This window comes from Streptomyces glomeratus (assembly GCF_021462825.1).
Classification (GTDB): Bacteria; Actinomycetota; Actinomycetes; order Streptomycetales; family Streptomycetaceae; genus Streptomyces; species Streptomyces glomeratus.
The window spans coordinates 73,287-99,779 of sequence record NZ_JAKEEB010000004.1 but is presented as its reverse complement, the minus strand read 5'-3'; the positions used below and the strand labels follow the sequence as shown (position 1 = coordinate 99,779).

Here is a 26,493-nt window from a genome sequence, read left to right as displayed (position 1 = left end):
CGGCAGTCTCTTGTGTAACAGAAGCACCAGCGGCAGCCCCCGGAGGAGACGCACCCCGAACGTGCGGGACAATGGGGTACGTGACTCGGATCGTGATCATCGGTGGCGGACCCGGCGGATATGAAGCGGCTTTGGTGGCCGCGCAGCTCGGCGCGGAGGTGACCGTCGCCGACTGCGACGGTCTGGGCGGGGCGTCGGTGCTCACCGACTGCGTGCCGTCGAAGACGCTCATCGCGACGGCCGAGGTGATGACCACCTTCGACTCCTCGTACGAGGAGCTCGGCATCATCGTGGCCGACGACACCCCGCCCCTGGAGCAGGCGGCCCGTGTCGTCGGGGTCGACCTCGGGAAGGTCAACCGGCGGGTGAAGCGTCTCGCGCTCGCCCAGTCCCACGACATCACCGCGTCCGTCACGCGCGCCGGCGCCCGGGTCATGCGCGGGCGCGGCAGGCTGGAGGGCATGCAGGCCCTGGACGGATCCCGCAAGGTCGTCGTACGGGCCGCGGACGGCAGCGAGGAGACCCTCACCGCCGACGCCGTGCTCATCGCCACCGGCGGTCACCCGCGCGAGCTGCCCGACGCCCAGCCGGACGGGGAGCGCATCCTCAACTGGACCCAGGTCTACGACCTCGACGAGCTGCCCGAGGAGCTCATCGTCGTGGGGTCCGGTGTCACCGGTGCCGAGTTCGCCGGCGCCTACCAGGCCCTCGGCTCCAAGGTCACCCTCGTCTCCTCGCGCGACCGCGTGCTGCCCGGCGAGGACCCGGACGCCGCGGCCGTCCTCGAGGACGTCTTCCGCCGCCGCGGTATGAACGTCATGGCCCGCTCGCGCGCGCAGTCCGCCAAGCGGGTCGGCGACCGGGTCGAGGTCACCCTCGCCGACGGGCGGGTCATCACCGGGTCGCACTGCCTCATGGCCGTCGGCGCGATACCCAACACCAGCGGTATGGGCCTGGAGGAGGCCGGGGTCAAGCTCCGCGAGTCCGGGCACATATGGACGGACAAGGTCTCCCGTACGACGGCTCCGGGCGTGTACGCCGCCGGTGACGTCACCGGCGTCTTCGCCCTCGCGTCGGTCGCCGCCATGCAGGGGCGCATAGCCATGTACCACTTCCTCGGCGACGCGGTGACCCCGCTCAACCTCAAGACCGTCTCCTCGAACGTCTTCACCGACCCCGAGATCGCGACCGTCGGCTACTCCCAGGCCGATGTGGACGCGGGCAAGATCGACGCACGGGTGGTCAAGCTGCCCCTGCTGCGCAACCCGCGCGCCAAGATGCAGGGCATCCGGGACGGCTTCGTCAAGATCTTCTGCCGGCCCGGCACCGGGATCGTCGTCGGTGGTGTGGTCGTCGCACCGCGCGCGTCCGAGCTGATCCATCCCATCTCGATCGCGGTCGACAACAATCTGACGGTCGAACAGATCGCGAACGCCTTCACCGTGTACCCCTCCCTGTCGGGCTCGATCGCCGAGGTGGCACGGCAGTTGCACACCCGCAAGGCCGCGGGCGCCGTCTGACACGTAGGACATAGGTGCCGGGACTGGGCGCGTATACCACTTTCCGCCCTGCCGTGCGAACAACTTCTGTTATTCGGCGCAAACTGCTGAAACCAGACGGTCGTTGGGGTTACTGTCAGTTTCGTGTTCGCTGCAGAACGTCGTCAATTGATCCTCGAAATGGTGCGAGCGAACGGTGCCGTGTCGCTCCGTGAGCTCGCCCGCGTCGTCCAGACCTCCGAAGTGACCGTACGGCGGGACGTGCGCGCGCTGGAGGCAGAAGGACTCCTCGACCGCCGGCACGGCGGTGCGGTACTGCCGGGCGGGTTCACGCGGGAGTCCGGCTTTCCGCAGAAGTCCCATCTCGCGACCGCCGAGAAGACCGCCATCGCCGACCTCGCCGCGGGCCTCGTGGAAGAGGGCGAGGCCATCGTGGTGGGGGCGGGGACCACCACGCAGGAGCTGGCGCGCCGGCTCGCGAGGGTGCCGGGGCTGACCGTCGTCACCAACTCGCTGCTGGTGGCTCAGGCGTTGGCCCATGCCAATCGCGTGGAGGTCGTGATGACCGGCGGCACCCTGCGCGGCTCCAACTACGCCCTCGTCGGCAGCGGCGCCGAGCAGTCGCTCCAGGGCCTGAGGGTCTCCAAGGCCTTCCTGTCCGGGAGCGGGCTCACCGCCGAGCGGGGGCTGTCCACGTCCAACATGCTGTCGGCGTCCGTCGACCGCGCGCTGGTGCAGGCGGCCGCGGAGGTCGTCGTCCTCGCCGACCACACCAAGCTCGGTACGGACACGATGTTCCAGACCGTGCCCACGGATGTGATCACCCGGCTGGTGACGGACGAGCCGCCCGCCCACGACGACCGCGCGGCCACCGAGCTGCAGGCCCTGGCCGATCAGGGTGTGCAGATCGCGGTCGCCGGGGCGTCGGGCGGGGGCTCCTCGGGGGGTGACGCGGGCCCGGCGGGCCGTCAGCCGCGCCGTGAGGTGCCGCTCCCCGGCCCCCGCCGCAGCCAGGTCCCCGGCGGCGGCCCGCAGCTGCGCAGCGCGACGGTCCTCGGGGAGCCGCCGACGGGGGAGCGCGCCCGGGTCGCGGACCTGCGCCGCCGCTAGGGGATTTCCGCCGATCACCTGGCTCGGACCCCAGGGCCGCGGACGGGCGCCGCGCCCGACTCCAGGCCGGCCGCGGCCGTGCGCACACCGAGACCGGGTCCTCGCCTGTGTCCCCCGGCGCGCAGTCGCGTCCTCACCTCATCGGCCGGCAGTCGGTCCTCACTCGATCCGCTGTCGGCAGGCCTCACCTGATCTGCCGTCAGCCGGCAGGAGTGTCATGCACGTGACCCACAGGCCAGGAACGGGAGCGCCCGGCGGGCCGAGGGTTCGGGCCGCCGGGCGCTCCCGGGTGTCGTATGTGCGGGTCAGTCCACGATCTCGCAGATCAGGGCGCCGGAGGTGATGGACGCGCCGACCTCGGCGCCGAGGCCCTTGATGGTGCCCGCCTTGTGCGCGTTCAGCGGCTGCTCCATCTTCATCGCCTCGAGGACGACGACCAGGTCGCCCTCCTTGACCTCCTGGCCCTCCTCGACGGCGACCTTGACGATCGTGCCCTGCATCGGCGAGGCGAGGGAGTCACCGGAGGCCACCGGCCCGGACTTCTTGGCCGCGCGGCGCTTGGGCTTGGCGCCCGCCGCCAGGCCCGTACGGGCCAGCGACATGCCCAGCGACGAGGGCAGCGACACCTCCAGGCGCTTGCCGCCGACCTCGACCACGACGGTCTCGCGGCCCGGCTCCTCCTCGGCCTCCGCCTCGGCGGGCGCCGTGAACGGCTTGATCTCGTTGACGAACTCGGTCTCGATCCACCGGGTGTGCACCGTGAACGGGTCGGTGGAACCGGTCAGTTCCGGCGCGAACGCAGGGTCCCTGACCACCGCACGGTGGAACGGGATCGCCGTGGCCATGCCCTCGACCTGGAACTCCTCCAGCGCCCGGGAGGCACGCTCCAGCGCCTCCTTGCGGGTGCGGCCCGTGACGATCAGCTTGGCGAGCAGCGAGTCCCACGCCGGGCCGATGACGCTGCCGGACTCCACGCCCGCGTCCAGGCGGACACCGGGACCGGACGGCGGGGCGAACTTCGTCACCGTGCCGGGGGCCGGCAGGAAGTTACGGCCCGGGTCCTCGCCGTTGATGCGGAACTCGATGGAGTGACCCCGCAGTTCGGGGTCGCCGTAGCCCAGTTCCTCGCCGTCGGCGATGCGGAACATCTCGCGGACCAGGTCGATGCCGGCGACCTCCTCGGTCACCGGGTGCTCGACCTGCAGACGGGTGTTGACCTCCAGGAAGGAGATCGTGCCGTCGTTGCCGACGAGGAACTCCACGGTGCCCGCGCCGACGTAGCCGGCCTCCTTGAGGATGGCCTTCGACGCCCCGTACAGCTCATCCAGCTGCTCCTGGCTCAGGAAGGGAGCCGGGGCCTCCTCGACGAGCTTCTGGTGGCGGCGCTGAAGCGAGCAGTCACGGGTGGAGACGACGACCACGTTGCCGTGGCTGTCGGCCAGGCACTGCGTCTCCACGTGGCGGGGCCGGTCCAGGTAGCGCTCGACGAAGCACTCGCCGCGGCCGAAGGCGGCCACCGCCTCACGGACCGCGGACTCGTACAGCTCGGGGACCTCTTCGAGGTTGCGGGCCACCTTCAGACCGCGCCCGCCACCGCCGAAGGCGGCCTTGATGGCGATGGGCAGGCCGTGCTCCTCGGCGAAGGCGACGACCTCGTCGGCGCCGGAGACCGGGTCGGGCGTACCGGCGACCAGCGGGGCACCGGCGCGCTGGGCGATGTGCCGGGCCGCGACCTTGTCGCCCAGATCGCGGATGGCCTGCGGCGGCGGGCCGATCCAGATCAGCCCGGCGTCCAGCACGGCCTGGGCGAAGTGGGCGTTCTCGGAGAGGAAGCCGTAACCGGGGTGGATGGCATCCGCGCCGGAGTCCTTCGCGGCCTGGAGTACCTTCTCGATGTCCAGGTAGCTGGTGGCGGGGGTGTCACCGCCCAGGGCGAATGCCTCGTCCGCCGCGCGGACGTGCAGGGCGTCCCGGTCCGGGTCGGCGTACACGGCCACGCTCGCGATCCCGGCGTCACGGCAGGCCCGGGCGACACGGACAGCGATTTCGCCACGGTTGGCGATCAACACCTTGCGCACGTTGGCTCCCTCTCCTTGAAACAAGCCGAGTTTAGGGACAGCCGACACGACGTTTCGACCCGTCCCCAGAGGTGAGCTTGCCCACACGGAGCGTGAAACGAGGCTCACTCCACCTGCGAAATCCCTTGTCGCACCGCCGTACAGGGGAATCCACCGGAAAACCCTAGCCCTCCGGTGTGGTCAAGGTCTCTATGAAGTAGTCCTGCCGGGGGTCGTGTTTCTTTGTGGAGTCCCTACTAATGGCCCAACGAAACTTTGCCCCCGCCAGGCCTCTTGTCCCGAGGTTTACCCGTTAGTAGCGTTCCCGATGTCTCGAAGGTACTCGGAGTGACACGCAGCGCGCTCGAAGGTGGGTGGGGGCCGGTGGTCCGTAGACCGGTGGCAGGGATCGTGGCGGTGGTCCTCGTCGTGGAGGCGTTCGGCATCGGGATGCTGAACTGGTTCCTCGGCACGCTCGTGGACCGGCAGAACATGTCACTGGCGGGGCTCGACCCGGATGCGATGGCCACGTCGTCGAAGGTGGGCGGCGTCGTCTTCGGGCTCTACTTCGCGCTGTGCGGGCTCGCCGCCCTGCTGGTGGCCGTGCGCGACCGCTCCCCGTCTGGCTTCTGGCGCATCCTGCTGATCAGCGCCGCGGTGGTGCACGCCCTGCTCGGCGCCTTCACGGTCGGTCTGGTCGGCTGGGGAGCGTTCGCGTTCCTGATGGTCGTGTTCGGGCTGATACTGCTCACCCTGATGACGTACGACCGCCACGAGGGCCAGGCCGGCCCCTGGTCCGCGCAGGGCGGCCCCGGGGACGGCGGGAGCGCTCCAGGAGAGGCACGGGAGGCCGGAGAGGCGCGAGACGCCCGAGAGGCGATGGAGCAGGAGGGAACCCCCGAGGGCGGCGGGCCGGCACCCGTCACTCCCTGAAACCCGCGCCCGGCCCGGGGCCGGGCGGCGGGCGGTCGCTCACTTCTCCCGCGGCGCCCACAACTCGGTTATGGCCACGCCCAGTTCGGCCAGCAGTCGGCGGACCAGCGGCAGCGAGATACCGATGACGTTCCCGTGGTCGCCGTCGATGCCGTCGATGAAGGGCGCCGAACGGCCGTCGAGAGTGAAGGCACCCGCCACGTAGAGGGGTTCACCCGAGGCAACGTACGCGGCGATCTCCTCGTCCGTCGGCTCGCCGAAGCGGACCACGGTGGACGCGGTGGCGGACGCGTACCGGCCGCTGATCGTGTCGTAGATGCAGTGACCGGTCTGCAGGGTGCCCGCCCGGCCGCGCATCGACTTCCAGCGGGCCGTCGCCTCCGCCGCGTCCGCGGGCTTGCCGAGGGCTTCGCCGTCCATGTCGAGGACCGAGTCGCAGCCGATCACCAGCGCGCCCTTCACCTCGGGCTTCGCTGCGACGACGGATGCCTTGGCCTCGGCCAGCGCGAGCGCGAGTTCCGCGGGAGTGGGAGCGGTGACGGCGTCCTCGTCGACCCCGCTGACGATGACCTCGGGGTCGAGGCCGGCCTGCCGGAGCAGTCCGAGGCGGGCGGGGGACTGGGAGGCGAGCACCAAGCGGCGACGGGACTGATCGGTCATGCGCTCAGCGTATCGGCGCGGTTCACCGGATGCCGATGACGATCATTGCCAGCAGGCTGGCCAGCGCCATCAGGACCCCGAGTCGCCGCAACATGTCCTGCATGTCGCGCAGTTCCTTGGGCGGCTCGTTCTCGGGGTCGGACCACAGCATGTCTTCGATCGTGCGGCCGGGGCGCGTCCCGACGCCTGAGTACTCGTACTCAACTTCGCCGCGCGGCTCCCGCCTGGGACACATGGGGCTGGTGAGGCAGGTGGGGCAGGTGGAGCGGCCCTCCGGTTGACGGGCCCCGGCGCTGTCCGGCGGCCCCGCCCGGGTCCGGGCCCGGGCGGGGGCGATGGGTGGCTAGCCCGGCCAGTACGTGCGGCTCCACGCCGTCGGGCTCGGCTGGGGCAGTCGGTGGGTGGCGATGCGGGCCGGGTCGGCCCAGGAGTCGCTGTGCCGCGCCACGCCGGGCGGTATGGCGGCCGCCGCCGCGGCGCGGGCTCGGACCACCGCCAGTGCGGCGGCCAGCTCCTCCGGGGTCGGATTGCCCCGTACGACCTTGATCGTCATGTCCGCTCCCAAGGGTCCGGGGTTTACAGGGGGATGTTTCCGTGCTTCTTCGGGGGCAGGGACTCCCGCTTGGTGCGCAGCTGCCGCAGCGCCTTCACGACATGGCGGCGGGTGTCGGACGGCATGATCACGGCGTCGATGTAGCCACGCTCGGCCGCGACGTAGGGGTTGAGGAGGGTGTCCTCGTACTCCTGGATCAGCCGGGCCCGGGTCGCCTCCGGGTCGTCCGCCTCGGCGATGGTGCGGCGGTGCAGGATGTTGACCGCGCCCTGAGCGCCCATCACCGCGATCTGGGCGGTCGGCCAGGCCAGGTTCACATCCGCGCCCAGGTGCTTGGAGCCCATGACGTCGTAAGCGCCGCCGAACGCCTTGCGGGTGATCACCGTGATCAGCGGGACGGTCGCCTCGGCGTAGGCGTAGATCAGCTTGGCGCCGCGGCGGATGATGCCGGTGTGCTCCTGGTCGACGCCGGGCAGGAACCCGGGCACGTCGACGAAGGTGATCACGGGCACGTTGAAGGCGTCGCAGGTGCGCACGAAGCGGGCCGCCTTCTCGCTCGCGTCGATGTCGAGGCAGCCGGCGAACTGCATCGGCTGGTTGGCGACGATGCCCACCGGGCGCCCCTCGACCCGGCCGAAGCCGGTGACGATGTTCGGCGCGAACAGTGGCTGTGTCTCGAAGAACTCGGCGTCGTCCAGGATGTGCTCGATCACCGTGTGCATGTCGTACGGCTGGTTGGCGCTGTCCGGGACCAGCACGTCCAGTTCGCGGTCCTCGTCGGTCACCGACAGGTCCGCCTCCTCCGGGAAGGCCGGGGGCTCGGACAGGTTGTTGGACGGCAGGTACGACAGCAGCTGCTTGACGTACTCGATCGCGTCCTTCTCGTCCCCGGCCATGTGGTGCGCCACGCCGGAGGCGGTGTTGTGGGTGCGGGCGCCGCCCAGCTCCTCGAAGCCGACGTCCTCGCCGGTCACCGTCTTGATGACGTCCGGACCGGTGATGAACATGTGCGAGGTCTGGTCGACCATCACCGTGAAGTCGGTGATCGCGGGGGAGTACACCGCGCCGCCCGCACAGGGGCCGACGACCAGGCTGATCTGCGGGATCACCCCGGAGGCGTGGGTGTTGCGGCGGAAGATCTCGCCGTACGCGCCCAGGGACGCCACGCCCTCCTGGATGCGGGCGCCGCCGGAGTCGTTGATCCCGATGACCGGGCAGCCGGTCTTGAGGGCGAAGTCCATGACCTTGACGATCTTCTGGCCGTAGACCTCGCCGAGGGCTCCGCCGAAGACCGTGAAGTCCTGGGAGAACACGGCGACGGGCCGGCCGTCCACGGTGCCGTAACCGGTCACGACGCCGTCCCCGTACGGGCGGTTCTTGTCCAGCCCGAAGTTGGTGGAGCGGTGCCGGGCGAACTCGTCCAGCTCGACGAACGAGTCCTCGTCCAGCAACAGCTCGATCCGCTCACGGGCCGTCAGCTTGCCCTTGGCGTGCTGTTTTTCGACGGCGCGCTCCGAGCCGGCGTGCGTCGCCTCCTGGACACGGCGCTGGAGGTCCGCCAGCTTGCCCGCGGTGGTGTGAATGTCGATCTCTTCCGGCTCGGACATCGGGATGCGGCTCCCTGCCTGCTCAGTGGGGACGTGAGGGTGAGGTGCAACGAGAATGCTCAGAAGAACGAACGGTTACTCATCCGTAGCGTAGTGGCGGTGCCCACTGATCAGCAGTGCGGCGTTTACCACACCTAGGGTGGCTTGCATGATGCCGCGAGATGCCTCAGACGAGAACGATCACCGCAACGACGCCACGGGCGGCGGCGGCCGCTGGTCCGATCTGGAACGGCCGCCCCTGAACGCCGCCGCGCTGCGCCACGCGCTGGTGCGGGAGGGCGGGCTGTGGTCCGGGATCGATGTGGTGCAGCGCACCGGGTCCACCAACAGCGACCTCGTGGCCCTCGCCGCGGCCGGCCGGACCGCCGAGGGCGCCGTCCTGGTCGCCGAGGAGCAGAACGCGGGACGCGGGCGGCTGGACCGCACCTGGACGGCCCCGGCCCGCTCCGGACTGTTCTTCTCGGTCCTGCTGCGGCCCGCCGGCGTGCCGATCGGACGCTGGGGCTGGCTGCCGCTGCTCGCCGGGGTCGCCGTCGCGACGGGGGTCGCCCGGGCCGCGGGCGTCGACACGGCACTCAAGTGGCCCAACGACCTCCTGGTCACCGTGGGTGGCCAGGAGCGCAAGGCGGGAGGGATCCTCGCCGAGCGCGCGGGCGAGGACGGGGTCGTCGTCGGTGTCGGCATCAATGTCACGCTCCGGCAGGACGAGCTGCCGGTGCCCGCCGCGGGCTCCCTGGTCCTCGCGGGTGCCCGCACCACGGACCGTGACCCGCTGCTGCGGGCGGTGCTGCGCTCGCTGGAGGACTGGTACGGCCGGTGGCGCGCGGCGGACGGCGACCCGGCGGCCTGCGGCCTGCAGGAGACGTACGCGGCCGGCAGCGCCACGCTGGGGCGCCTCGTCCGCGCGGAACTGCCGGGCGACCGGTCCGTCACCGGTGAGGCGGTGGCGATCGACGGTGACGGCCGGCTGGTGCTCGCGACACAGGACGGGGTGCAGGAGCCGGTGGGAGCGGGAGACATCGTGCACCTTCGGCCCGCGTGAGCGGGCGGACGTCGTGCGCCTTCGGCCACCCTGAGCGCGGGGGCGGTCGTGTGCCTTCGGCCACCGGGGAACACGCACATGTCCCCGTCGTCGGCCACTCCTGAAGGAGTGAGCTACCGCACACCTGCCGTAGAGTTGACCGCGGTCGATACCTGACCGTGGCCAGATCGGAAGGGCAGCACGCGTGACCGTCGACGACACGGGCTCGGGCACGGGCGTACACCCCGCCCCCGACGGTGAACCGGGGCGGGACGCTCACGCCGAGCCCGAGGAGAACCCCCTCGCGCTCCGCCTGGAGCAGCTCATTCTGGGGGCCGAGCGCCGGTACACCCCCTTCCAGGCGGCCCGCAGTGCGGGCGTCTCCATGGAGCTGGCGTCCCGCTTCTGGCGGGCGATGGGCTTCGCGGACATAGGGCAGGCCAAGGCCCTCACGGAGGCGGACGTTCTGGCCCTGCGCCGCCTGGCCGGTCTGGTCGAGGCGGGACTGCTGAGCGAGGCGATGGCGGTGCAGGTGGCCCGTTCCACCGGGCAGACCACCGCCCGGCTGGCCGAGTGGCAGATCGACTCCTTCCTGGAGGGCCTCACGGAGCCCCCCGAGCCCGGCATGACCCGTACCGAGGTCACCTACCCCCTGGTCGAACTGCTCCTGCCGGAGCTGGAGGAGTTCCTCATCTATGTCTGGCGGCGCCAGCTCGCCGCCGCGACCGGCCGGGTCGTCCAGGCCGCCGACGACGAGGAGATGGTGGACCGCCGGCTCGCCGTCGGTTTCGCGGACCTCGTCGGCTTCACGCGTCTGACGCGCCGCATGGAGGAGGAGGAACTCGGCGAGCTCGTGGAGGCGTTCGAGACCACCGCCGCCGACCTGGTCGCCGCGCACGGCGGCCGCCTCATCAAGACGCTGGGCGACGAGGTGCTGTTCGCGGCGGACGACGCCGGTACGGCTGCGGAGATCGCCCTTCGCCTCATCGAGACGATGGCCAACGACGAGACGATGCCGGAACTGCGCGTGGGTATCGCCTTCGGCACGGTGACCACCCGGATGGGCGATGTGTTCGGTACGACGGTGAACCTGGCGAGCCGGCTCACTTCCATAGCCCCGCGGGACGCGGTTCTGGTCGACGGCGCGTTCGCGGAGGAGCTGATCCGCACGACAGAGGCGCCCGCCTCCGAGACGGAGGCCGCCGAGGCCGCGGCGGCCGCGGAGAAGGAGGGCAAGGAGCCGCCCTCGTACCGTTTCGCGCTCCAGCCGATGTGGCAGCGTCCGGTACGTGGCCTCGGTGTGATCGAACCGTGGCTGCTGACGCGGCGTGACGGGATGACGTAGGAGGGCGCCCGTCGGGTGCTCAGCCGCCCACCGCCGGCAGCCCGTTGACGCACAGGCCCACGATCGGGACGCACAGGCCCGGAGGGTTCGGGGCGGGCGCGGGCGTCTGCGTGGGGGCGGTCGTGGAGGGTGCGGGCCGCGGGGTACTGGGTGCCGGGGCAGCCGCGGATCCGTGCGTACCGGGGACCGTCGGCGTCGAGGGAGCCTCGGGGATGCCGGTCGAGGGGTCGGTGGCGCCGGCGGCGTCCGAGGCCGAGGAGGACGGCCGGCCGGAGGGGTGCGTGGCCGATGTCGCGGCCGGGCTCGCGCCCGCCGCCCGTATGACGGCGGTGGTGGACGGGCGGTCCGCGCTGCCGCGCGGCACGGTTCCGGCCGTTCCGACCGTGGCCGCCGTGTCGGTGGCGTCTATCCGGGGCTCGGCCTCGGCGGTCCCGCCACCGCCCGTGACCGTCTCCGGAGCGAGACGTACGAGGCTCAGGGCCCCGGCGGCGAGCGCGAGCCCGCCGACCGCCAGGGCCATCCGCCGCGGACGGGGCTTGCGGTGCCGGCCCGCGGGACGGAACCGGAGGGGGCCCGTGCCTCCGTGCGCGGTGGTCGTGGTCTCGCCGGTGGCCGTGTCCGTCGTCATGCTCGTCCCTCCCGGTCCGCCCGCACTCCCCCCGATGCGCTCTGGCGGTGGGCAGGTTATGTCCCGGTTGGGGGGAGGCGGGGCCGAGAAGGGTCGAATATCACTCGAAAGGGGAGGGCGGCCGACTGTGACGGCGTCGGCGGCCGCGTTCGGCGGAGGGACATGACGGCTTTCGAAAGGGCGCCTCGGCTGCGATGATCGGGAGGTCGAGAGTTAACCCGCGTTAACCGGGAGGGTGTCATGGCGGAGCAGGCGGACGAGCGGCGGTTCGGCGAGCACGTCGTCGTACGGCGGCACGCGTACGTCGCGGAGCTGGCGCTGGACCGGCCCAAGGCGATGAACGCGGTGTCCACCGAGATGGCGCGCTCGATCGCCGCGGCCTGCGATCACCTGGCCGCCGACCGGGACGCCCGGGTCACCGTGCTGACCTCGACGCACGAGCGGGCTTTCTGCGTGGGTGCGGACCTGAAGGAGCGGAACTCCTTCACGGACGCCGATCTGGTGCGCCAGCGCCCCGTCGCGCGGGCCGCGTACACCGGGGTCCTGGAGCTGCCGATGCCGACGATCGCAGCCGTGCACGGGTTCGCGCTGGGCGGTGGCTTCGAGCTGGCGCTGTCCTGCGACCTGATCGTGGCGGACGGCACGGCGGTGGTGGGGCTGCCCGAGGTGTCCGTCGGGGTGATCCCGGGCGGCGGCGGCACCCAGCTGCTGCCCCGCCGGGTGGGCGCGGCCCGCGCGGCGGAGCTGATCTTCACGGCGCGGCGGCTGCAGGCGGCCGAGGCGCGGGGGCTCGGGCTGATCGACGAGCTGGTCCCGGAGGGCCGGGACCGCGAGGAGGCGCTCGCTCTCGGGGCCCGTATCGCCGCGAACTCCCCGGTGGGGCTGCGCGCCGCGAAGCGTGCCCTGCGGCTGGGCCACGGCCTCGATCTGCGGGCCGGCCTCGAGGTCGAGGACGCGGCGTGGCGCTCGGTGGCCTTCTCGGGAGACCGCGCGGAGGGGGTGGCCGCCTTCAACGAGAAGCGCAGCCCCCAGTGGCCGGGCGAATAGCCCCGGACGGGGTGGGGCGGCTCTCCGGGCGGCGTGGCGCGTGACCTTGTGCCGGTGAGGCGGGCGCACCGTGACGGCGGGCGAACGGTTCCGTGGCGGCGGGGCGTGCGGCCCCCGGTGGGGCCGGACCCCTGATCGCCGCACCGATGTCTCATATGGTGCTGATCGTCCCTAGCCTGGAGTCGTGGTCGAGGACAGCCGGCTGGAGGCCGTGGTGGCGCTGGCGCAGGGCATGGCGGCGGCGCACACCCCGCCGGAGACCTGGCGGGCCGCAGCACTGGGGGCGTGCCGGGCGCTCGCCGGGAGTTTCGCCGCGCTCTCGGTGTGGGAGCGCGAGGGCGGACGGCTGCGGGTCCTGGCGAACGTCGGGGACCGCGCGCCCGACGAGGAGGAGTTCCCCGAGGACGAGACGTACCCGGTGCACCAGTTCCCGGAGATCACCGAGTTCCTGCACGAGCGCTGGGCGGGTGGCGGCGGTCCGAGCGCCTGGGTGGAAACGGTGCAGGGGCCTGCCGAGGGGCACGCCGGATACTCCCACCAGCGGGTCGCCGCACTACGCCGCCGCGGCCGCGGCTGCTGTGTGGTCGCGCCCGTCCTCCTGCACGGCCGCGCCTGGGGCGAGTTGTACGTCGCCCGCGCGGCCGAAGCGCCCCTCTTCGACCGTGCCGACGCCGATTTCGCCACGGTCCTCGCCTCCGTCGTCGCCGCGGGTCTCGCCCAGTCCGAGCGCCTGGAGGAGGCCCGCAGGCTCGCCTTCACCGACGCGCTCACCGGCCTCGCCAACCGCCGCGCCGTCGATGTGCGCCTGGAGGAGGCGATCGAACGGCACCGCGGCGACGGGGAGGTGGTCTCGCTCGTCATCTGCGACCTGAACGGGCTCAAGCGGGTCAACGACACCCGCGGGCACGCCGTGGGCGACCGGCTGCTGGAACGCTTCGGATCGGTTCTCTCGCTGTGCGGCGCCATGCTGCCGGGCGCCCTCGCCGCCCGCCTCGGCGGGGACGAGTTCTGTCTGCTCGCGGTCGGCCCGCCGGCCGACGAGGTGGTCCGGATCGCCGACGAAGTGTGCCGGCGCGCCGCGGATCTGGAGCTGGGCGACGGCGTCGCCTGCGGGGTCGCCTCCACGGGGGATCCGATCGGTCCGGTCCGCTCGGCCCGCCGGCTGTTCCGGCTCGCGGACGCGGCCCAGTACCGCGCCAAGGCGCTGGGTGCCACGAAGCCCGTGGTCGCGGGCCGCGAGGGGCCCGACGACCCGGTCGTACGGCTGGCCGACGCACCGCCTCCCGCGGCGGGGGAGCGCCGCCGTATCCGCGGCCGTCACTGACGGCCGGCCCCGGGCGGCGGTAAGGGGCCCTCCCGCTACCCACTCGTGACAGCACCCCTAGTGACATCCCGGAATTCACTGCGTACGCTCCTGAATATGGATATGCACACTGTGGTGGTGGGGACGTCCGGGCTGACCGCGTCCGACGTGCTCGCCGTGGCGCGGGCGGACGCCAGGGTCGAGATCTCGCAGGAGGCCCGCGCGGCCCTCGCGGCGGCCCGCGAGATCGTGGAGGCGCTGGCGGCGAAGCCGGATCCGGTCTACGGCGTCAGCACCGGCTTCGGCGCCCTGGCGACCCGGCACATCAGCCAGGAGCTGCGCACCCAGCTCCAGCGCAACATCGTCCGCTCGCACGCGGCCGGTATGGGCCCGCGGGTGGAGCGGGAGGTCGTCCGTGCCCTGATGTTCCTCCGGCTGAAGACCGTCTGCTCCGGACACACCGGTGTGCGCCCCGAGGTCGCGCAGACCATGGCGGACCTCCTCAACGCCGGCATCACCCCGGTCGTGCACGAGTACGGCTCGCTCGGCTGCTCCGGCGACCTCGCTCCGCTCTCCCACTGTGCGCTGGCGCTGATGGGCGAGGGTGAGGCCGAGGGCCCCGACGGCGTCGTACGCCCCGCCGCCGAACTCCTCGCCGAGCACGGCATCAGCCCCGTCGAACTGCGCGAGAAGGAGGGCCTCGCGCTCCTCAACGGCACCGACGGCATGCTCGGCATGCTGATCATGGCTCTGGCGGACCTGGAGACGCTCTACAAGTCGGCCGACGTCACGGCGGCGCTCTCGCTGGAGGCGCTGCTCGGCACGGACAAGGTGCTCGCGCCGGAACTGCACGCCATCCGCCCGCACCCCGGGCAGGGCGCCTCGGCCGCCAACATGCTGGCGGTGCTGAAGGGATCGGGCCTGACGGGCCACCACCAGGACGACGCGCCGCGCGTCCAGGACGCCTACTCGGTGCGGTGCGCCCCGCAGGTCGCGGGCGCGGGCCGGGACACGCTGGCGCACGCCCGTCTGGTCGCCGAGCGGGAGTTGGCGTCGGCGGTGGACAACCCGGTGGTCCTGCCCGACGGACGCGTGGAATCGAACGGAAACTTCCACGGTGCACCGGTGGCGTACGTGCTTGACTTCCTGGCGATCGCGGCGGCGGACCTTGCGTCGATCGCGGAGCGCCGCACCGACCGCCTGCTGGACAAGAACCGGTCGCACGGCCTGCCGCCGTTCCTCGCGGACGACGCGGGTGTCGACTCCGGTCTGATGATCGCCCAGTACACGCAGGCGGCGCTGGTGAGCGAGATGAAGCGCCTGGCCGTGCCGGCCTCCGCCGACTCGATCCCGTCCTCCGCGATGCAGGAGGACCATGTCTCGATGGGCTGGTCGGCGGCGCGCAAGCTGCGCACGGCGGTGGACAACCTGACCCGGGTGCTGGCGATCGAGCTGTACGCGGCGAGCCGGGCCGTCGAACTGCGCGAGGGTCTGACCCCGGCCCCTGCCAGCCGGGCGGCGATCGCGGCCCTGCGCGAGGCGGGCGCCGAGGGCCCGGGCCCGGACCGCTTCCTGGCCCCCGACCTCGCGGTGGCGGACTCCTTCGTGCGGTCGGGGCGGCTCCTGGCGGCCGTGGAGGGTGTCACCGGGCCGCTGGCGTAAGGGCCACCGTCTTCAGGGCCGCCGTCACCCCGTGGCGGCGGCCCTTCGGTGCGCCTCCGTCAGTACGCCTCCATGCGCTCCCTGCGCACCGAGTAGGTCACGAAGCCCGCGCCCAGGCACAGGAAGAGGGCGCCGCCCACCACGTACGGCGTGGTGTCCACGCTTCCGGTGTCCGCGAGTTGGGTCTCAGCCGCCGTACCGTCCGTCGCCGAGCCGTCCGCCGGCGTCGTGGTCGTCCGGGCGAAGCCGGTGTCCGCCGCGTCGGCCGTCGCCGCGTTTCTCGTGGTGCTCTCCTCTGTGGACGTCCGGGTGGACACCGCCGTCTGCCGGCCCGGCGCCTCGGGTGTCGCGTTGGCGGAGGGGACGAACCACAGGGCACCCAGCAGGGTTCCGGCTGCGGTGGCGGTCAGCAGGGTCCGGCGTGCGGTGGACGATGATCGACGTGCGGCGGACACGGAATACCGATCCCCCCTGGAGCGTTGCGAATTGGCCGTGTGCAGCGATGCTAGTGAAAGTCGCGGGTCGCGGGAAAGTCGCGGCCCCCGCACGCCGTACGCTCCCGTCATGACCACTTCTGAGACATCACGGTTTGTCCGACTTCGAGTGGAAATGGTTGTCGAGGTTCGCGATCCCGACGCCGTCGCCAAGGACGCGCTGCGCCGTGTCGCGGAGGACACGGACATGCCCGAGGGCGAGCGCGCCTACACCGAGAGCGCGGTGACGGAGGACCCCGCCGAGGCGCTCGCGTATCTCGTCGACCCGGCCGAGCTGCTCGGCCGGGTGTCGGGGGTCGAACTCGCCCAGGCGTCCTGGAGCAGCGAGCAGATCGACTACGACCCGGATTCCTCGGACTGGGTCCTCGACGACGATGACGACACCGAGAGGGACGTGTACTGACGAGGGGCCGGACTCGGCCGAGGTGCTTTGGGACAGTCGTGACCCCGGGTGGCAACCGGCACCCGGGGTTCCGTCGTCTCAAGCGGCGTTCCACCACGACCGCGCGACACGGTGACGGTGTGACCCGCGCGACGCGGCGACGGTGCGGCCCGCGGGACGCGGCGACTGTTCACCCGCCCGCCGGGAAGACGTGGTGTGGCCCACACCTCGGCCGGATGTGGAACGGGGTGTACCGGCCTTAGCGTTGATGGTTCTTACGGGGGCCGTGCGGGCTTTTGGGGTTTCGGCAACGATGGAGAAGCGTGTGATGACGGACAGTAAGCGGCGCAAGGGTCTGGTGACCGCGACCGCACTGCTCGGCGGGCTGCTGGCGCTCACCGCGTGCAGCGGGGGCGACAAGGCGGACGGTGGCAGCGGGGGTGACTCCACCTCGCAGGCCAAGGTCGACGAGGCGGCCGCACAGAAGACCTCCGAGGCACAGATCAAGATCACGCCGGGCGACGGCTCCGACAACGCCTCCATCAACAACGCGGCCAAGGTGACGGTCGCCAAGGGTGTCCTGAGCGAGGTCACCATGACCACCGCATCCGGCACGTCGGTCGCGGGCCAGATATCCGCCGACAAGAAGAGCTGGGCGCCCAGCGGCCAGCTGGAGCGGGCGACGACGTACAAGGTCGCCGTGACGGCAAAGGACTCCGCGGGCCGAGAGGCCCATGAGAACGCCTCGTTCACGACCGTGGCCCCGGCCCACTCCTTCATAGGCAATTTCACGCCGGAGAGCGGCTCCACCGTCGGCGTCGGCATGCCGGTCTCGATCAATTTCGACAAGGCCATCACCAACAAGGCCGCCGTGCAGAAGGCCATCACCGTCACCTCCAGCAGCGGGCAGGAGGTCGTCGGGCACTGGTTCGGCGCCAACCGGCTCGACTTCCGTCCCGAGCAGTACTGGAAGGAAGGCTCCACCGTCACGATGAAGCTCAACCTCGACGGTGTCGAGGGCACGAGCGGCGTGTACGGCGTGCAGCAGAAGACGGTCACCTTCAGGATCGGCCGCAACCAGGTCTCCTACGTCGACGCGAAGACCAAGCAGATGAAGGTCACGCAGGACGGCAGGACCGTCAAGACCATCCCGATCTCCGCCGGCGCGCCCGACCACACCACGTACCAGGGCCAGATGGTGATCTCCGAGAAGTTCACCCAGACCCGGATGAACGGCGCGACGGTCGGCTTCAAGGACTCCGACGGCAAGGGCGAGTACGACATCAAGGACGTACCGCACGCCATGCGCCTGACCACGTCCGGCACCTTCATCCACGGCAACTACTGGGGCTCACCCTCCGTCTTCGGCAGCGTCAACACCAGTCACGGCTGCGTCGGCATCCAGGACCAGAAGGGCGCCAAGGACCCGGGCACGCCCGGTGCGTGGTTCTACAGCCACTCGATCGTCGGCGACGTCGTGGTCGTCTCGAACACCGGTGACAGGACCGTCTCCCCGGACAACGGCCTCAACGGCTGGAACATGAGCTGGGCCCAGTGGAAGGCGGGCTCGGCCGTCTGACCGCCGGACGCCGACACCTCTCCCCCGATGCCGCCGACCGCCCCTGCCGGGCAGTCGGCGGCATCGCCGTTCCGCCGGACCCGCATGGGGGGTTGCCGGGCGCGAGTAGGGCCCGGCCCGAGGTCCGCCACGGCCTTCTCATCGTTCTCTTGTGTCCGGGGTGTGCAGCGAGAACATCGGAAGCAGCAGCCGCTCCGCGGCTCGTGACCATCCGCAAGGGCAGGATCACGGTTAAGGAGAACGGCGCCTCGTAGGGCTCCCGAAGGCGCCGGCGCCGCGTCCCAACTCGTTATCCACGGCTCTATTGAGGCCGTGATCAGCCCCCCGGCATACTGCGTGGCTCGGGGGGTTGACGTACGCATGTGCGGGACCCCTCCGGCCGGGTGAACGGGGAGTTCATCCGGTACCTCACCTCCAGGGGGAGTTTTGCGCAGACAAGTGAAGAGAGCATGCGCGGCGACCGTGGCCACGGCGGCCGCCGTGGCGCTGACGGCGGGTATGACCAACCCGGCGTCGGCGAAGCCGGAGACGGCGAAGCGCTCCGCCGCCCCGGGCCTGACGGCCCGGCAGCGGATCACCCTGATCACCGGTGACCGTGTCGTGGTCGACGCCAAGGGCCGTGTCGTCGGCCTGGAGCGGGCGAAGGGCCGCGGAAACGTTCCGGTGCAGGTGCGGAGGGTCGCCGGCCACACCTATGTGGTGCCGGCCGACGCGGCCGCCATGATCGCCTCCGGGAAGCTCGACCGGCGGCTGTTCGACATCACCCAACTCAACGCCTCCCGGACCCGCAAGGACCAGAGGAACGGCCTGAAGGTCATCGTCGGCTACCGGGGCGCCGCGAGCGCGGCGAAGGCCGAGGTGCGTGAGGCGGGCAGCCTCCGCCGGACCCTGAAGTCCCTCAACGCGGACGCGGTCCAGACACCCCAGCGGGACGCGGCCGAGCTGTGGAAGGCCGTCACCGACGGCGACCGCACCGCCTCCGGGGTCGCGCATGTCTGGCTCGACGGCGTCCGCAGGGCCAGCCTCGACAAGTCCGTGCCGCAGATCGGCGCCCCGACGGCCTGGCACGCGGGCTACGACGGCAAGGGCGTCAAGGTCGCCGTGCTCGACACCGGCGTCTACGCCGACCACCCGGACCTCAAGGGCCAGGTGATCGAGTCCAAGAACTTCTCCACCGCCGCCACCACCGCCGACAAGGTCGGCCACGGCACGCACGTGGCGTCCATCGTGGCCGGCACCGGCGCGAAGTCGCACGGCAAGTACAAGGGCGTCGCGCCCGGCGCGAAGATCCTCAGCGGCAAGGTCCTCGACGACGAGGGGTACGGCGACGACTCCGGCATCCTCGCCGGCATGGAGTGGGCCGCCCAGCAGGGCGCCGCCGTCGTCAACCTGAGCCTGGGCGGCCCGGACAGCCCCGGGACCGACCCGCTCGAGGCCGAGGTCGACAAGCTGTCCGAGCAGAAGGGCATCCTGTTCGCCGTCGCCGCCGGCAACGAGGGCGAGATGGGCGACCGGACCATCGGCTCCCCGGGCAGCGCGGCCGACGCGCTCACCGTCGGCGCCGTGGACGACGGCGACAGGCTGGCGCCTTTCTCCAGCCGTGGCCCGGGCCTCGACGGGGCGATCAAGCCCGATGTGACCGCGCCCGGTGTGAACATCACCGCCGCCGCGGCCCCCGGCAGCCTCATCGACAAGGAGGTCGGCGAGAAGCCGGCCGGCTACCTGACCATCTCGGGCACGTCGATGGCGACCCCGCATGTCGCGGGCGCCGCCGCCATCCTCAAGCAGGAGCACCCGGACTGGACGTTCGCGGAGCTGAAGTCCGCGCTGACGGGCTCCGCCAAGGGCGGCAACTACACCCCGTTCCAGCAGGGCTCCGGCCGGATCGCGGTGGACCGGGCGATCAGGCAGACCGTGCTCGCCGACCCGTCGTCCCTGAGCTTCGGCGTCGCGCAGTGGCCGCACACCGACGACAAGCCGGTCACCAGGCAGCTGACGTACCGCAACGTGGGCAGGACCGACGTCACCCTGTCGCTCTCGCTGACCGCCACCGGCCCCAAGGGCCAGGCGGCACCGGCCGGTTTCTTCACGCTGGGCGCGAAAACGCTGACCGTCCCGGCGGGCGGCACGGCCTCGGTGCCGGTCAGCGCCGACACCAGGCTGGGCGGCACCACGAACGGCGCCTACTCGGCTTATGTGACGGCGACCGGCGGCGGCCAGAGCGTACGCACGGCCGCGGCCGTGGAGCGCGAGGTGGAGTCCTACGACGTCACCCTGAAGTACGTCGACCGTGACGGGCAGCACCCCGTCCACCTGTCCGACCTGGCGGACCTCTCGCCCACGGGCGACGGGCGGGAGTACTTCTCCCAGAGCTCCGACGACACCGTGACGCTCCGGGTGCCCAAGGGCACGTACCTGCTCGACTCGGTCTCGGTGAAGAACCCCGCCTCGATCGAGGGCGGCGCGGACTGGCTGGTCCAGCCCAAGCTGAGCGTCACCGGGAACACCACGGTCACCCTCGACCTGACCCGGACCAGGTCCGCCGACATCACCGTGCCGGACGCCGCCGCCAAGCCGGCGTCCGCGATGGTCTCGTACACCTACGAGGCGGCGGGCACGAGCTCCGGCGACGCTCTCGTCGTGCCGTCCTTCCAGGACCTGCGCATCGCGCACGTCGGCCCGGCGGTGTCCTCCGGGCTCTGGCAGAGCTGGTTCGGCCAGTGGACCAAGGGCGACACGGCCGAGTACGACGTCTTCACCGGCGCCCATGTCAGCCGGCTCGAGGGCGCGCACGTGCGCCACTACGGGGCCGGCGAGCTGGCCACGCTGAAGGTGAACCTCGGCTCGGCGAGCAGCGGCAAGACCGGTGCGGTCGGCGTCTACGGCGAACTGCCGAACGACTTCGCCTCCAACGTCCTGGTCCAGCAGAAGCTGCGCAGCACCCGCACGCTGTACGTGTCGACCGGCGACAAGGCCCGGTGGGCGTTCGACTTCGCGCAGTTCGGCGGCAAGAGGAACCCCGAGGGCTTCCCGGTCACGGAGGCGTACTACACGATCGAGGAGCCCGAGGCCTTCCAGGCGGGCAAGAGCTACACCAGGAGCTTCAACGAGGCCGTCTTCGCGCCGAAGGTCAGCTCCGACTACGGCATCTTCCGTGCGGGCAACCAGATCTACGGCCTTCTGCCGCTGTTCGCCGACGGCCAGGGCCACCCCGGTTCCTCGGACTTCATGTCGGTGAAGACGACGCTCTACCGCAACGGCACCAAGGTCGGCTCGAACAGCGACCCGCTGTTCGGGCTCGAGGCCTTCACGGTGCCGTCCGGTGACGCCTCGTACAAGCTGACGACCTCGGTCATCCGCAGTGTGAAGGTCGCCGCCGCGTCCACCCGCATCGACGCGAGCTGGACGTTCAGGTCCAAGAAGGCGGACGCGGCCAAGCTGCCCACCTCCTCGGTCCGATTCGGCGCGACCACCGGCCTGGACAGCCGTGTCGTGGCCGGCAGGACGGTCACCATCCCGGTGACCGTGCAGGGTTCGGCGGCGGGCCGCAACCTCGGGTCCCTCGGGGTGTGGGTGTCGTACGACTACGGCAAGACCTGGAAGAAGCTGACGGTCCGGCACGGCACGATCACCTACAGGAACCCGGCGAAGGGCCAGGGCCTGTCGTTCCACGCCAAGATCGCCGACAAGAAGGGCAACAAGTCGACGATCTCGATCTACAACGCGTTCTACGGCAAGTGAGCCACTGACGGACGGCCCGCCGGAAGAAGTCCTTCCGGCGGGCCGTTCGGTGTCCGGGGTGGTCCCGTGAGGCGGGGCGGGGTCAGGGCCGGTGTGCCGTGGTGCCCGCGCGGGTCGCGTCCGTGCCCCAGCTCGCCAGCAGCCGCAGCGCCTCCGCCGACACCGAGCCCGGCTCGGCGTGGTACGTCACCAGCGCCAGCTCGCTGTCGTCCGGGACCCTGAACGACTCGTACTCCAAAGCCAGTTCACCCACCAGCGGATGCCGCAGCAGCTTCAGCCCGTGGCTCTTCTCCTTGACGTCGTGCGTCGCCCACAGCCGCCGGAACTCCTCGCTCTTCACCGACAGCTCCCCGACCAGCGCCGACAGCCGCGGATCGTCCGGGTGGCACCCCGCCTCATACCGCAGCAGGCACACGATGTCGATCGCCTTCTGCTCCCAGTCCACGAACAGGTCGTGGTACTCGGGCCGCAGGAACACCATCCGCGCCCAGTTCCGCTCCTGCTGCGGCATCTCGCCCCAGTCCCCGAAGACGGCCGCGGCCATCCGGTTCCATGCGAGGATCTCCGCGCGCCGCCCCACGAGGTACGCCGGGACACCGTCGAAGGAGTCCAACAGCCGCCGCAGCGACGCGCGTACGTGCTGTGAGCGCGCCGACGGCTTCTTCTTGTGCGCCTTCGGCTTGGCGAGATGCGTCAGATGCGCGTGCTCCGCATCCGTCAGGCGCAGCGCGCGGGCGATCGCGTCCAGTACCTCCGCGGACACGTTGCGTCCGTTGCCCTGCTCCAGACGCGTGTAGTACGCCACGGACACCCCGGCCAGCTGCGCCAGCTCCTCGCGCCGCAGCCCCGGCACGCGCCGGTGCCGTCCGAAGTCGGGCAGCCCCACGTCCTCGGGCTTGAGGCGGGCCCGCCGGGTGCGCAGGAACTCGCTGAGCTCGGCCCGCCGGTCCAGGCCCTGACCGGCTTCCACCGCGGGAGCCTGCAGGGAGTCGGGCTGTTCGTTCATATGTCCAGTATTCCCGCTCGCACGGGTGTGAGCCTGACCCCGTCAGTGGTAGGACCGCCGAACGTAGGCAGAGCCGTGGCCTGGGTGGAAGCCGTGCGGGCAGGCAGGCTGGACTCCGTGTCCGGCAGAAGGCAGCCGGGCACACGACCCCCCAAGGAGTGAACTCCGGCATGACCACCGTTGCTGCGTACGCCGCACCCGCCGCCAAGGCGCCGCTCGAGCGCACCACGATCGAGCGCCGCGAGGTCGGCGAGTTCGACGTCCTGATCGACATCAAGTTCGCCGGCATCTGCCACTCGGACATCCACCAGGCCCGTGAGGGCTGGGGCGAGGCGATCTTCCCGATGGTCCCGGGCCACGAGATCGCGGGTGTGGTCTCCGAGGTCGGTTCCGGCGTGACCAGGTTCAAGGTCGGGGACCGGGTGGGCGTCGGCTGTATGGTCGATTCCTGCCGGGAGTGCGAGAACTGCAAGGCAGGTCTCGAGCAGTACTGCCTCAAGGGCATGATCGGCACGTACAACGCCCTCGACAAGAACGGCGAGCCCACCTACGGCGGCTACTCCGAGAAGATCGTCGTCGACGAGAACTACACCGTCCGTATCCCCGACGGGCTCTCCCTCGACGTGGCCGCGCCGCTGCTGTGCGCCGGCATCACCACGTACTCCCCCCTCCGGCACTGGAACGCCGGCCCCGGCAAGAAGGTCGCGGTCGTCGGCCTGGGCGGCCTCGGCCACATGGCCGTCAAGCTCGCGCACGCGATGGGCGCCGAGGTGACCGTGCTCTCCCAGTCCCTGCGAAAGAAGGAGGACGGGCTGAAGCTGGGCGCCGACCACTACTACGCAACCAGCGACCCGAAGACCTTCGAGGAGCTCCGCGGCACGTTCGACCTGATCGTCTCGACCGTGTCGGCGCCGCTGGACTTCGGCGCGTTCCTGTCGCTGCTCAAGACGGACGGTGCCCTGGTGAACGTGGGCGCGCCCGAGGAACCCATCTCGCTCAACCTGTTCTCGGTGATCTCCGGCCGCAAGACCCTGGCCGGCTCCGGCATCGGCGGCATCCGCGAGACCCAGGAGATGCTCGACTTCTGTGCGGAGCACCGTATCGGCGCCGAGATCGAGCTGATCGGCGCGTCCGAGATCAACGACGCGTACGAGCGGGTGCTGAACAGCGATGTGCGGTACCGCTTCGTGATCGACGCGGCCACCATCTGAGCATCGTGCGACCACGCCGTGGGGCGGCCCCAGGGGCCGCCCCACGGCGTTTTCCGCTGTCGGCCGGCGGATGACGGCGACTGCCGGCGGTGCCGTCGGCACGCGCGCCGCGGGTCCTTGGCGGAGGCGGACATCCGATTGCGGCCGGGGCGGTGCGACCGTAGCTTCAGGGCGTCGGATTCTCCCGACAAAGCCCACATAGACCCTTATGTCGGCTTTCCTAGTGGTGCCATCGAATGGAGCATTCATGTCGGTCATGACCGGTACCCAGCCCATACAGCAGTTCGGGCAGCAGTACGGCCAGCAGTTCAGCGGTCCCCAGCCCCAGATCGGACAGATCGTCCAGCAGGCCATCCAGCAGGCGTGTCAGCAGGCGAGCCAGCAGATCGCGCAGCGCATGCAGCAGACGCTGCAGCACATCCAGCAGGTCCAGCAGCAGCTCCAGCAGCAGGGCATGGCCCATCAGGCCCACCCGTACCTCGCCACCGCGCTGCATCACACGCTGCACGCGGGCGTCCGGCAGGCGGTGGAGCAGTCGGTGCAGCAGGCTCTGCCGCTGGCCATCGTGACGCTGCTCCAGCAGAGCCAGCAGGGCCAGCAGGGCATGCCGGGTATCCAGGGCATGCCGTGGGGCGGCCAGCAGTCGTTCGGCCAGCCCTTCCCGCAGTTCCAGCAGCAGCCCGGCTTCGGCCAGATGAGTCAGCCCTTCGGTATCGGCTGACCCCAGGGCGGCGCGCGATGCGGTGTGCCCGGGAGCGGTGCCCGGGTACACCGCATCACCGTGGAAGCGCAGGCCGCCCGACGCCGGATCAGGAGCACAAGGACGACGTAGGCGTGGTGAAGGTGGACGCAATGGTCAAGGAAAGGCCCGGAAACAACCGCGGGAGCGGGGCCGAGGGCGCGGGAGCCGGCGGGCCGGGACCCGAGGGCAGCCAGAGCGGGACCCGCAGGAAGGACGCGCAGTCTGCGCTGTCGGTGCGCCCGCGCCGGCAGCGGTACATGGTCGCACCACTGCCGCAGCAGCTGCTGCCACCGGGGATCCCCGAACCCGGCACGGACGCGCTGTGCGACCAGTTGGAGAGGATGCCCGAGGTCGAGGTGGTCCGCAGGCTCCGGCCGTCGCAGCGGCTCCAGTCGGCCGGAATGCCCCCCTCCTGCCCGGAGGTCGTGGTGATCGAGACGACCGAGGCCCAGGTGCCGGCGCTGCGGTCGCTGCATGTGCACATCGAGCCGGACCTGCCGCTGGCCGGAGCCGGACCCGCCTCCGCACCGGCCGCGGGGCAGCCGCCCCTGCGCGACCCGGGCCTGGTCATGCCACTGGACCAGCCGACAAAGATCGCGTTGCGCGTCTGCGGCCCGGACGGCGAACCACTGGCCGGCGCCGGTGTGTTCCTGATCGGCGCGGCCTGGCCCGCCCAGGGCATCACCGGCGCCGACGGCACGGTCACCCTCCCGCTGGCCACGGACACCGCCCAGTCCGTCCAGTCCCTCTATGTCCGGCCCCCGGGCGGCTACACGGACCGCTGGATCCTCCACCCCGACCTGTCGGCGACCCAGGAGAACCTCGTCACCCTCACCCCGCTGGCGCAGGTCTACCCGGAGCTCGAGACGCGGCAGCAGTACGGCTGGGGCCAGCAGGCCATGCGGCTGGACCGGCTGCCCCCCACCTTCCGCGCCTTCGGCGTCAGGATCGCGCTCATCGGTTCGGGCGTCAGCACCGAGCATCCCGACCTGAAGCAACGGGTGCGGTCCGGCGTCGACTTCGTACGCGGCGAGGAGAGGGGCTGGGCCCACGACAGGGTGGGCACCGGCACCCACGCGGCGGGCATCATCGCGGGCGCGGACACCGGCAAGGGCGTCATCGGCATCGCGGTAGACGCGGAGATCGAGGTCTGCCAGGTGATGCCCGACGGGCGGTTCAGCGATCTGATCGCCGCCCTGGACCACTGCATCGAGGGCGAGGTCGACATCGCCCACATCGCCGTGACGGCCCCGTACCCCTCGCCCCTGGTCTCCCGAAAGCTCGCCGACGCCACCATGGCGGGCATCGCCTGTGTCGCCCCGGCGGGCGACTCCGGCGGGCCGGTCGCCTTCCCGGGCTCGCTGCCGACCGTGTTCGCCGTGGGCGCGCTCGGCGCCTTCGGCTCGTACCCCCAGAACACCTCCCAGGCCACCCACTGCGGACCGCAGCTGACCCCCGAAGGCCTGTTCGCGGCGTCGTTCAGCTGTCACGGCGCCGGGGTCGACGCGGCCGCCCCCGGGGTGGCCGTGCTGTCGTGCGCGCCGCGGGGCGGATACACGGCCCTCGACGGCACCGGCGCGGCCTCGGCGCACGTCGTGGGCCTGGCCGCCCTCGTCCTCGCCCACCACGAGGACTTCCACGGCCAGCTGCTGCCCCGCGGATCCGGCCGGGTCCAGCACCTGTTCGAGATCATCGCCGCCAGCTGCCGTCCGATGGCGGCACCGGGCACGGCCCAGGCGGCACACGTCGGGCGTGGTCTGCCCGACGCCCTGGTCGCCCTCGGCCTGACCCCGGGGGTGCAACTCGCTCCGGGCCTGCCGCCCTACGCCGCGTCCCTGGCCGGCTAGCCACGTTCCCCGCCGCAGGCCACACGAACGGCACCCGCCCCGAGGGACGGGTGCCGTTCGGCCTGC

General features: G+C 71.5%; 22 protein-coding genes. 14 read left to right on the top strand and 8 right to left on the bottom strand.

Annotated features, from left to right (window positions below; all coding sequences use genetic code 11):
• The first annotated feature begins 71 nt into the window (after nt 1–71).
• Together LZ604_RS06180 and LZ604_RS06175 are read left to right on the top strand one after the other, a co-directional pair.
• Nucleotides 72–1,520: an NAD(P)H-quinone dehydrogenase gene (locus LZ604_RS06180; protein WP_234513222.1), complete on the top strand. Its 1,449-nt coding sequence runs from the start codon at nt 72–74 to the stop codon at nt 1,518–1,520.
• A 123-nt stretch (nt 1,521–1,643) separates the two neighbouring features.
• Nucleotides 1,644–2,609 carry a DeoR/GlpR family DNA-binding transcription regulator gene (locus tag LZ604_RS06175; protein WP_308283566.1) on the top strand — a complete coding sequence of 322 codons (966 nt, stop codon included), beginning with the start codon at nt 1,644–1,646 and terminating at the stop codon, nt 2,607–2,609.
• A 305-nt stretch (nt 2,610–2,914) separates the two neighbouring features.
• Here LZ604_RS06175 and LZ604_RS06170 read toward each other — a convergent pair whose 3' ends face one another.
• Nucleotides 2,915–4,687, bottom strand: coding sequence for an acetyl/propionyl/methylcrotonyl-CoA carboxylase subunit alpha (locus LZ604_RS06170; protein WP_234513220.1), 1,773 nt, complete (start codon nt 4,685–4,687; stop codon nt 2,915–2,917).
• Between the two features lie 363 nt (nt 4,688–5,050).
• Between LZ604_RS06170 and LZ604_RS06165 the strand changes: the two genes are divergently transcribed.
• On the top strand, nt 5,051–5,599 hold the full coding sequence (locus LZ604_RS06165) for a hypothetical protein (RefSeq protein ID WP_234513219.1): 549 nt from the start codon (nt 5,051–5,053) through the stop codon (nt 5,597–5,599).
• Between the two features lie 39 nt (nt 5,600–5,638).
• On the opposite strand, the gene LZ604_RS06160 is transcribed toward LZ604_RS06165, so the two are convergent.
• The 4 genes from LZ604_RS06160 to LZ604_RS06150 all read right to left on the bottom strand — a co-directional run bounded on the left by LZ604_RS06160 (nt 5,639) and on the right by LZ604_RS06150 (nt 8,419).
• Nucleotides 5,639–6,259 (bottom strand): Maf family protein, encoded by a 621-nt coding sequence (locus tag LZ604_RS06160; protein ID WP_234513218.1) that lies wholly within the window; start codon nt 6,257–6,259, stop codon nt 5,639–5,641.
• Between the two features lie 22 nt (nt 6,260–6,281).
• A complete protein-coding gene (gene mmpB, locus LZ604_RS35660; RefSeq protein WP_267971020.1) occupies nt 6,282–6,410 on the bottom strand; it encodes a morphogenic membrane protein MmpB in 129 nt (42 codons plus the stop codon).
• A gap of 192 nt (nt 6,411–6,602) precedes the next feature.
• A complete protein-coding gene (locus LZ604_RS06155; protein WP_234513217.1) occupies nt 6,603–6,812 on the bottom strand; it encodes an acyl-CoA carboxylase epsilon subunit in 210 nt (69 codons plus the stop codon).
• 23 nt (nt 6,813–6,835) lie between these two features.
• Nucleotides 6,836–8,419, bottom strand: coding sequence for an acyl-CoA carboxylase subunit beta (locus tag LZ604_RS06150; protein WP_234513216.1), 1,584 nt, complete (start codon nt 8,417–8,419; stop codon nt 6,836–6,838).
• A gap of 148 nt (nt 8,420–8,567) precedes the next feature.
• On the opposite strand from LZ604_RS06150, the gene LZ604_RS06145 reads away from it, so the two are divergent.
• Together LZ604_RS06145 and LZ604_RS06140 are read left to right on the top strand one after the other, a co-directional pair.
• Nucleotides 8,568–9,461, top strand: a complete 894-nt coding sequence (locus LZ604_RS06145; RefSeq protein ID WP_234513215.1) for a biotin--[acetyl-CoA-carboxylase] ligase — start codon at nt 8,568–8,570, stop codon at nt 9,459–9,461.
• A gap of 184 nt (nt 9,462–9,645) precedes the next feature.
• Nucleotides 9,646–10,785: an adenylate/guanylate cyclase domain-containing protein gene (locus LZ604_RS06140; RefSeq protein ID WP_234513214.1), complete on the top strand. Its 1,140-nt coding sequence runs from the start codon at nt 9,646–9,648 to the stop codon at nt 10,783–10,785.
• Nucleotides 10,786–10,804: 19 nt separating this feature from the next.
• Here the strand turns inward: LZ604_RS06140 and LZ604_RS06135 are convergent, their stop codons facing one another.
• Entirely contained in the window at nt 10,805–11,413 is a 609-nt protein-coding gene (locus LZ604_RS06135; RefSeq protein ID WP_234513213.1) for a hypothetical protein, read from the bottom strand.
• A 240-nt stretch (nt 11,414–11,653) separates the two neighbouring features.
• On the opposite strand from LZ604_RS06135, the gene LZ604_RS06130 reads away from it, so the two are divergent.
• The 3 genes from LZ604_RS06130 to hutH all read left to right on the top strand — a co-directional run bounded on the left by LZ604_RS06130 (nt 11,654) and on the right by hutH (nt 15,425).
• Nucleotides 11,654–12,460, top strand: a complete 807-nt coding sequence (locus LZ604_RS06130) for an enoyl-CoA hydratase/isomerase family protein (RefSeq protein ID WP_234513212.1) — start codon at nt 11,654–11,656, stop codon at nt 12,458–12,460.
• Nucleotides 12,461–12,644: 184 nt separating this feature from the next.
• On the top strand, nt 12,645–13,784 hold the full coding sequence (locus tag LZ604_RS06125; protein ID WP_234513211.1) for a GGDEF domain-containing protein: 1,140 nt from the start codon (nt 12,645–12,647) through the stop codon (nt 13,782–13,784).
• 102 nt (nt 13,785–13,886) lie between these two features.
• Entirely contained in the window at nt 13,887–15,425 is a 1,539-nt protein-coding gene (hutH, locus tag LZ604_RS06120; protein WP_234513524.1) for a histidine ammonia-lyase, read from the top strand.
• A gap of 59 nt (nt 15,426–15,484) precedes the next feature.
• On the opposite strand, the gene LZ604_RS06115 is transcribed toward hutH, so the two are convergent.
• Nucleotides 15,485–15,880: a hypothetical protein gene (locus LZ604_RS06115; RefSeq protein WP_234513209.1), complete on the bottom strand. Its 396-nt coding sequence runs from the start codon at nt 15,878–15,880 to the stop codon at nt 15,485–15,487.
• A 154-nt stretch (nt 15,881–16,034) separates the two neighbouring features.
• Here LZ604_RS06115 and LZ604_RS06110 point away from each other — a divergent pair, with 154 nt between their 5' ends.
• From LZ604_RS06110 to LZ604_RS06100, 3 genes are all read left to right on the top strand, one after another.
• The gene (locus tag LZ604_RS06110) at nt 16,035–16,322 is read left to right on the top strand and encodes a hypothetical protein (protein ID WP_234513208.1); all 288 of its coding nucleotides are present in this window, start codon (nt 16,035–16,037) and stop codon (nt 16,320–16,322) included.
• Between the two features lie 307 nt (nt 16,323–16,629).
• Nucleotides 16,630–17,880 (top strand): L,D-transpeptidase, encoded by a 1,251-nt coding sequence (locus LZ604_RS06105; RefSeq protein ID WP_234513207.1) that lies wholly within the window; start codon nt 16,630–16,632, stop codon nt 17,878–17,880.
• 438 nt (nt 17,881–18,318) lie between these two features.
• Nucleotides 18,319–21,621 (top strand): S8 family peptidase, encoded by a 3,303-nt coding sequence (locus LZ604_RS06100; RefSeq protein ID WP_234513206.1) that lies wholly within the window; start codon nt 18,319–18,321, stop codon nt 21,619–21,621.
• Nucleotides 21,622–21,703: 82 nt separating this feature from the next.
• On the opposite strand, the gene LZ604_RS06095 is transcribed toward LZ604_RS06100, so the two are convergent.
• The gene (locus LZ604_RS06095; protein ID WP_234513205.1) at nt 21,704–22,627 is read right to left on the bottom strand and encodes a helix-turn-helix domain-containing protein; all 924 of its coding nucleotides are present in this window, start codon (nt 22,625–22,627) and stop codon (nt 21,704–21,706) included.
• A gap of 170 nt (nt 22,628–22,797) precedes the next feature.
• Here LZ604_RS06095 and LZ604_RS06090 point away from each other — a divergent pair, with 170 nt between their 5' ends.
• From LZ604_RS06090 to LZ604_RS06080, 3 genes are all read left to right on the top strand, one after another.
• Nucleotides 22,798–23,838, top strand: a complete 1,041-nt coding sequence (locus LZ604_RS06090; RefSeq protein ID WP_234513204.1) for an NAD(P)-dependent alcohol dehydrogenase — start codon at nt 22,798–22,800, stop codon at nt 23,836–23,838.
• Between the two features lie 247 nt (nt 23,839–24,085).
• Nucleotides 24,086–24,559 (top strand): hypothetical protein, encoded by a 474-nt coding sequence (locus LZ604_RS06085; RefSeq protein ID WP_234513203.1) that lies wholly within the window; start codon nt 24,086–24,088, stop codon nt 24,557–24,559.
• A gap of 131 nt (nt 24,560–24,690) precedes the next feature.
• Nucleotides 24,691–26,427, top strand: a complete 1,737-nt coding sequence (locus LZ604_RS06080; protein WP_234513202.1) for a S8 family serine peptidase — start codon at nt 24,691–24,693, stop codon at nt 26,425–26,427.
• Nucleotides 26,428–26,493: the final 66 nt, after the last annotated feature.

What these genes read in the sequence shown, in the direction of transcription:
- LZ604_RS06095 (WP_234513205.1), bottom strand. Translation starts at nt 22,627, where the DNA reads ATGAACGAACAGCCCGACTCCCTGCAGGCTCCCGCGGTGGAAGCCGGT.
- hutH (WP_234513524.1), top strand. Translation starts at nt 13,887, where the DNA reads ATGCACACTGTGGTGGTGGGGACGTCCGGGCTGACCGCGTCCGACGTG.
- LZ604_RS06110 (WP_234513208.1), top strand. Translation starts at nt 16,035, where the DNA reads ATGGTTGTCGAGGTTCGCGATCCCGACGCCGTCGCCAAGGACGCGCTG.
- LZ604_RS06150 (WP_234513216.1), bottom strand. Translation starts at nt 8,419, where the DNA reads ATGTCCGAGCCGGAAGAGATCGACATTCACACCACCGCGGGCAAGCTG.
- LZ604_RS06130 (WP_234513212.1), top strand. Translation starts at nt 11,654, where the DNA reads ATGGCGGAGCAGGCGGACGAGCGGCGGTTCGGCGAGCACGTCGTCGTA.
- LZ604_RS06085 (WP_234513203.1), top strand. Translation starts at nt 24,086, where the DNA reads ATGTCGGTCATGACCGGTACCCAGCCCATACAGCAGTTCGGGCAGCAG.
- LZ604_RS06105 (WP_234513207.1), top strand. Translation starts at nt 16,630, where the DNA reads ATGACGGACAGTAAGCGGCGCAAGGGTCTGGTGACCGCGACCGCACTG.
- LZ604_RS06080 (WP_234513202.1), top strand. Translation starts at nt 24,691, where the DNA reads ATGGTCAAGGAAAGGCCCGGAAACAACCGCGGGAGCGGGGCCGAGGGC.
- LZ604_RS06145 (WP_234513215.1), top strand. Translation starts at nt 8,568, where the DNA reads ATGATGCCGCGAGATGCCTCAGACGAGAACGATCACCGCAACGACGCC.
- LZ604_RS06090 (WP_234513204.1), top strand. Translation starts at nt 22,798, where the DNA reads ATGACCACCGTTGCTGCGTACGCCGCACCCGCCGCCAAGGCGCCGCTC.
- LZ604_RS06160 (WP_234513218.1), bottom strand. Translation starts at nt 6,259, where the DNA reads ATGACCGATCAGTCCCGTCGCCGCTTGGTGCTCGCCTCCCAGTCCCCC.
- LZ604_RS06155 (WP_234513217.1), bottom strand. Translation starts at nt 6,812, where the DNA reads ATGACGATCAAGGTCGTACGGGGCAATCCGACCCCGGAGGAGCTGGCC.
- LZ604_RS06180 (WP_234513222.1), top strand. Translation starts at nt 72, where the DNA reads ATGGGGTACGTGACTCGGATCGTGATCATCGGTGGCGGACCCGGCGGA.
- mmpB (WP_267971020.1), bottom strand. Translation starts at nt 6,410, where the DNA reads ATGCTGTGGTCCGACCCCGAGAACGAGCCGCCCAAGGAACTGCGCGAC.
- LZ604_RS06135 (WP_234513213.1), bottom strand. Translation starts at nt 11,413, where the DNA reads ATGACGACGGACACGGCCACCGGCGAGACCACGACCACCGCGCACGGA.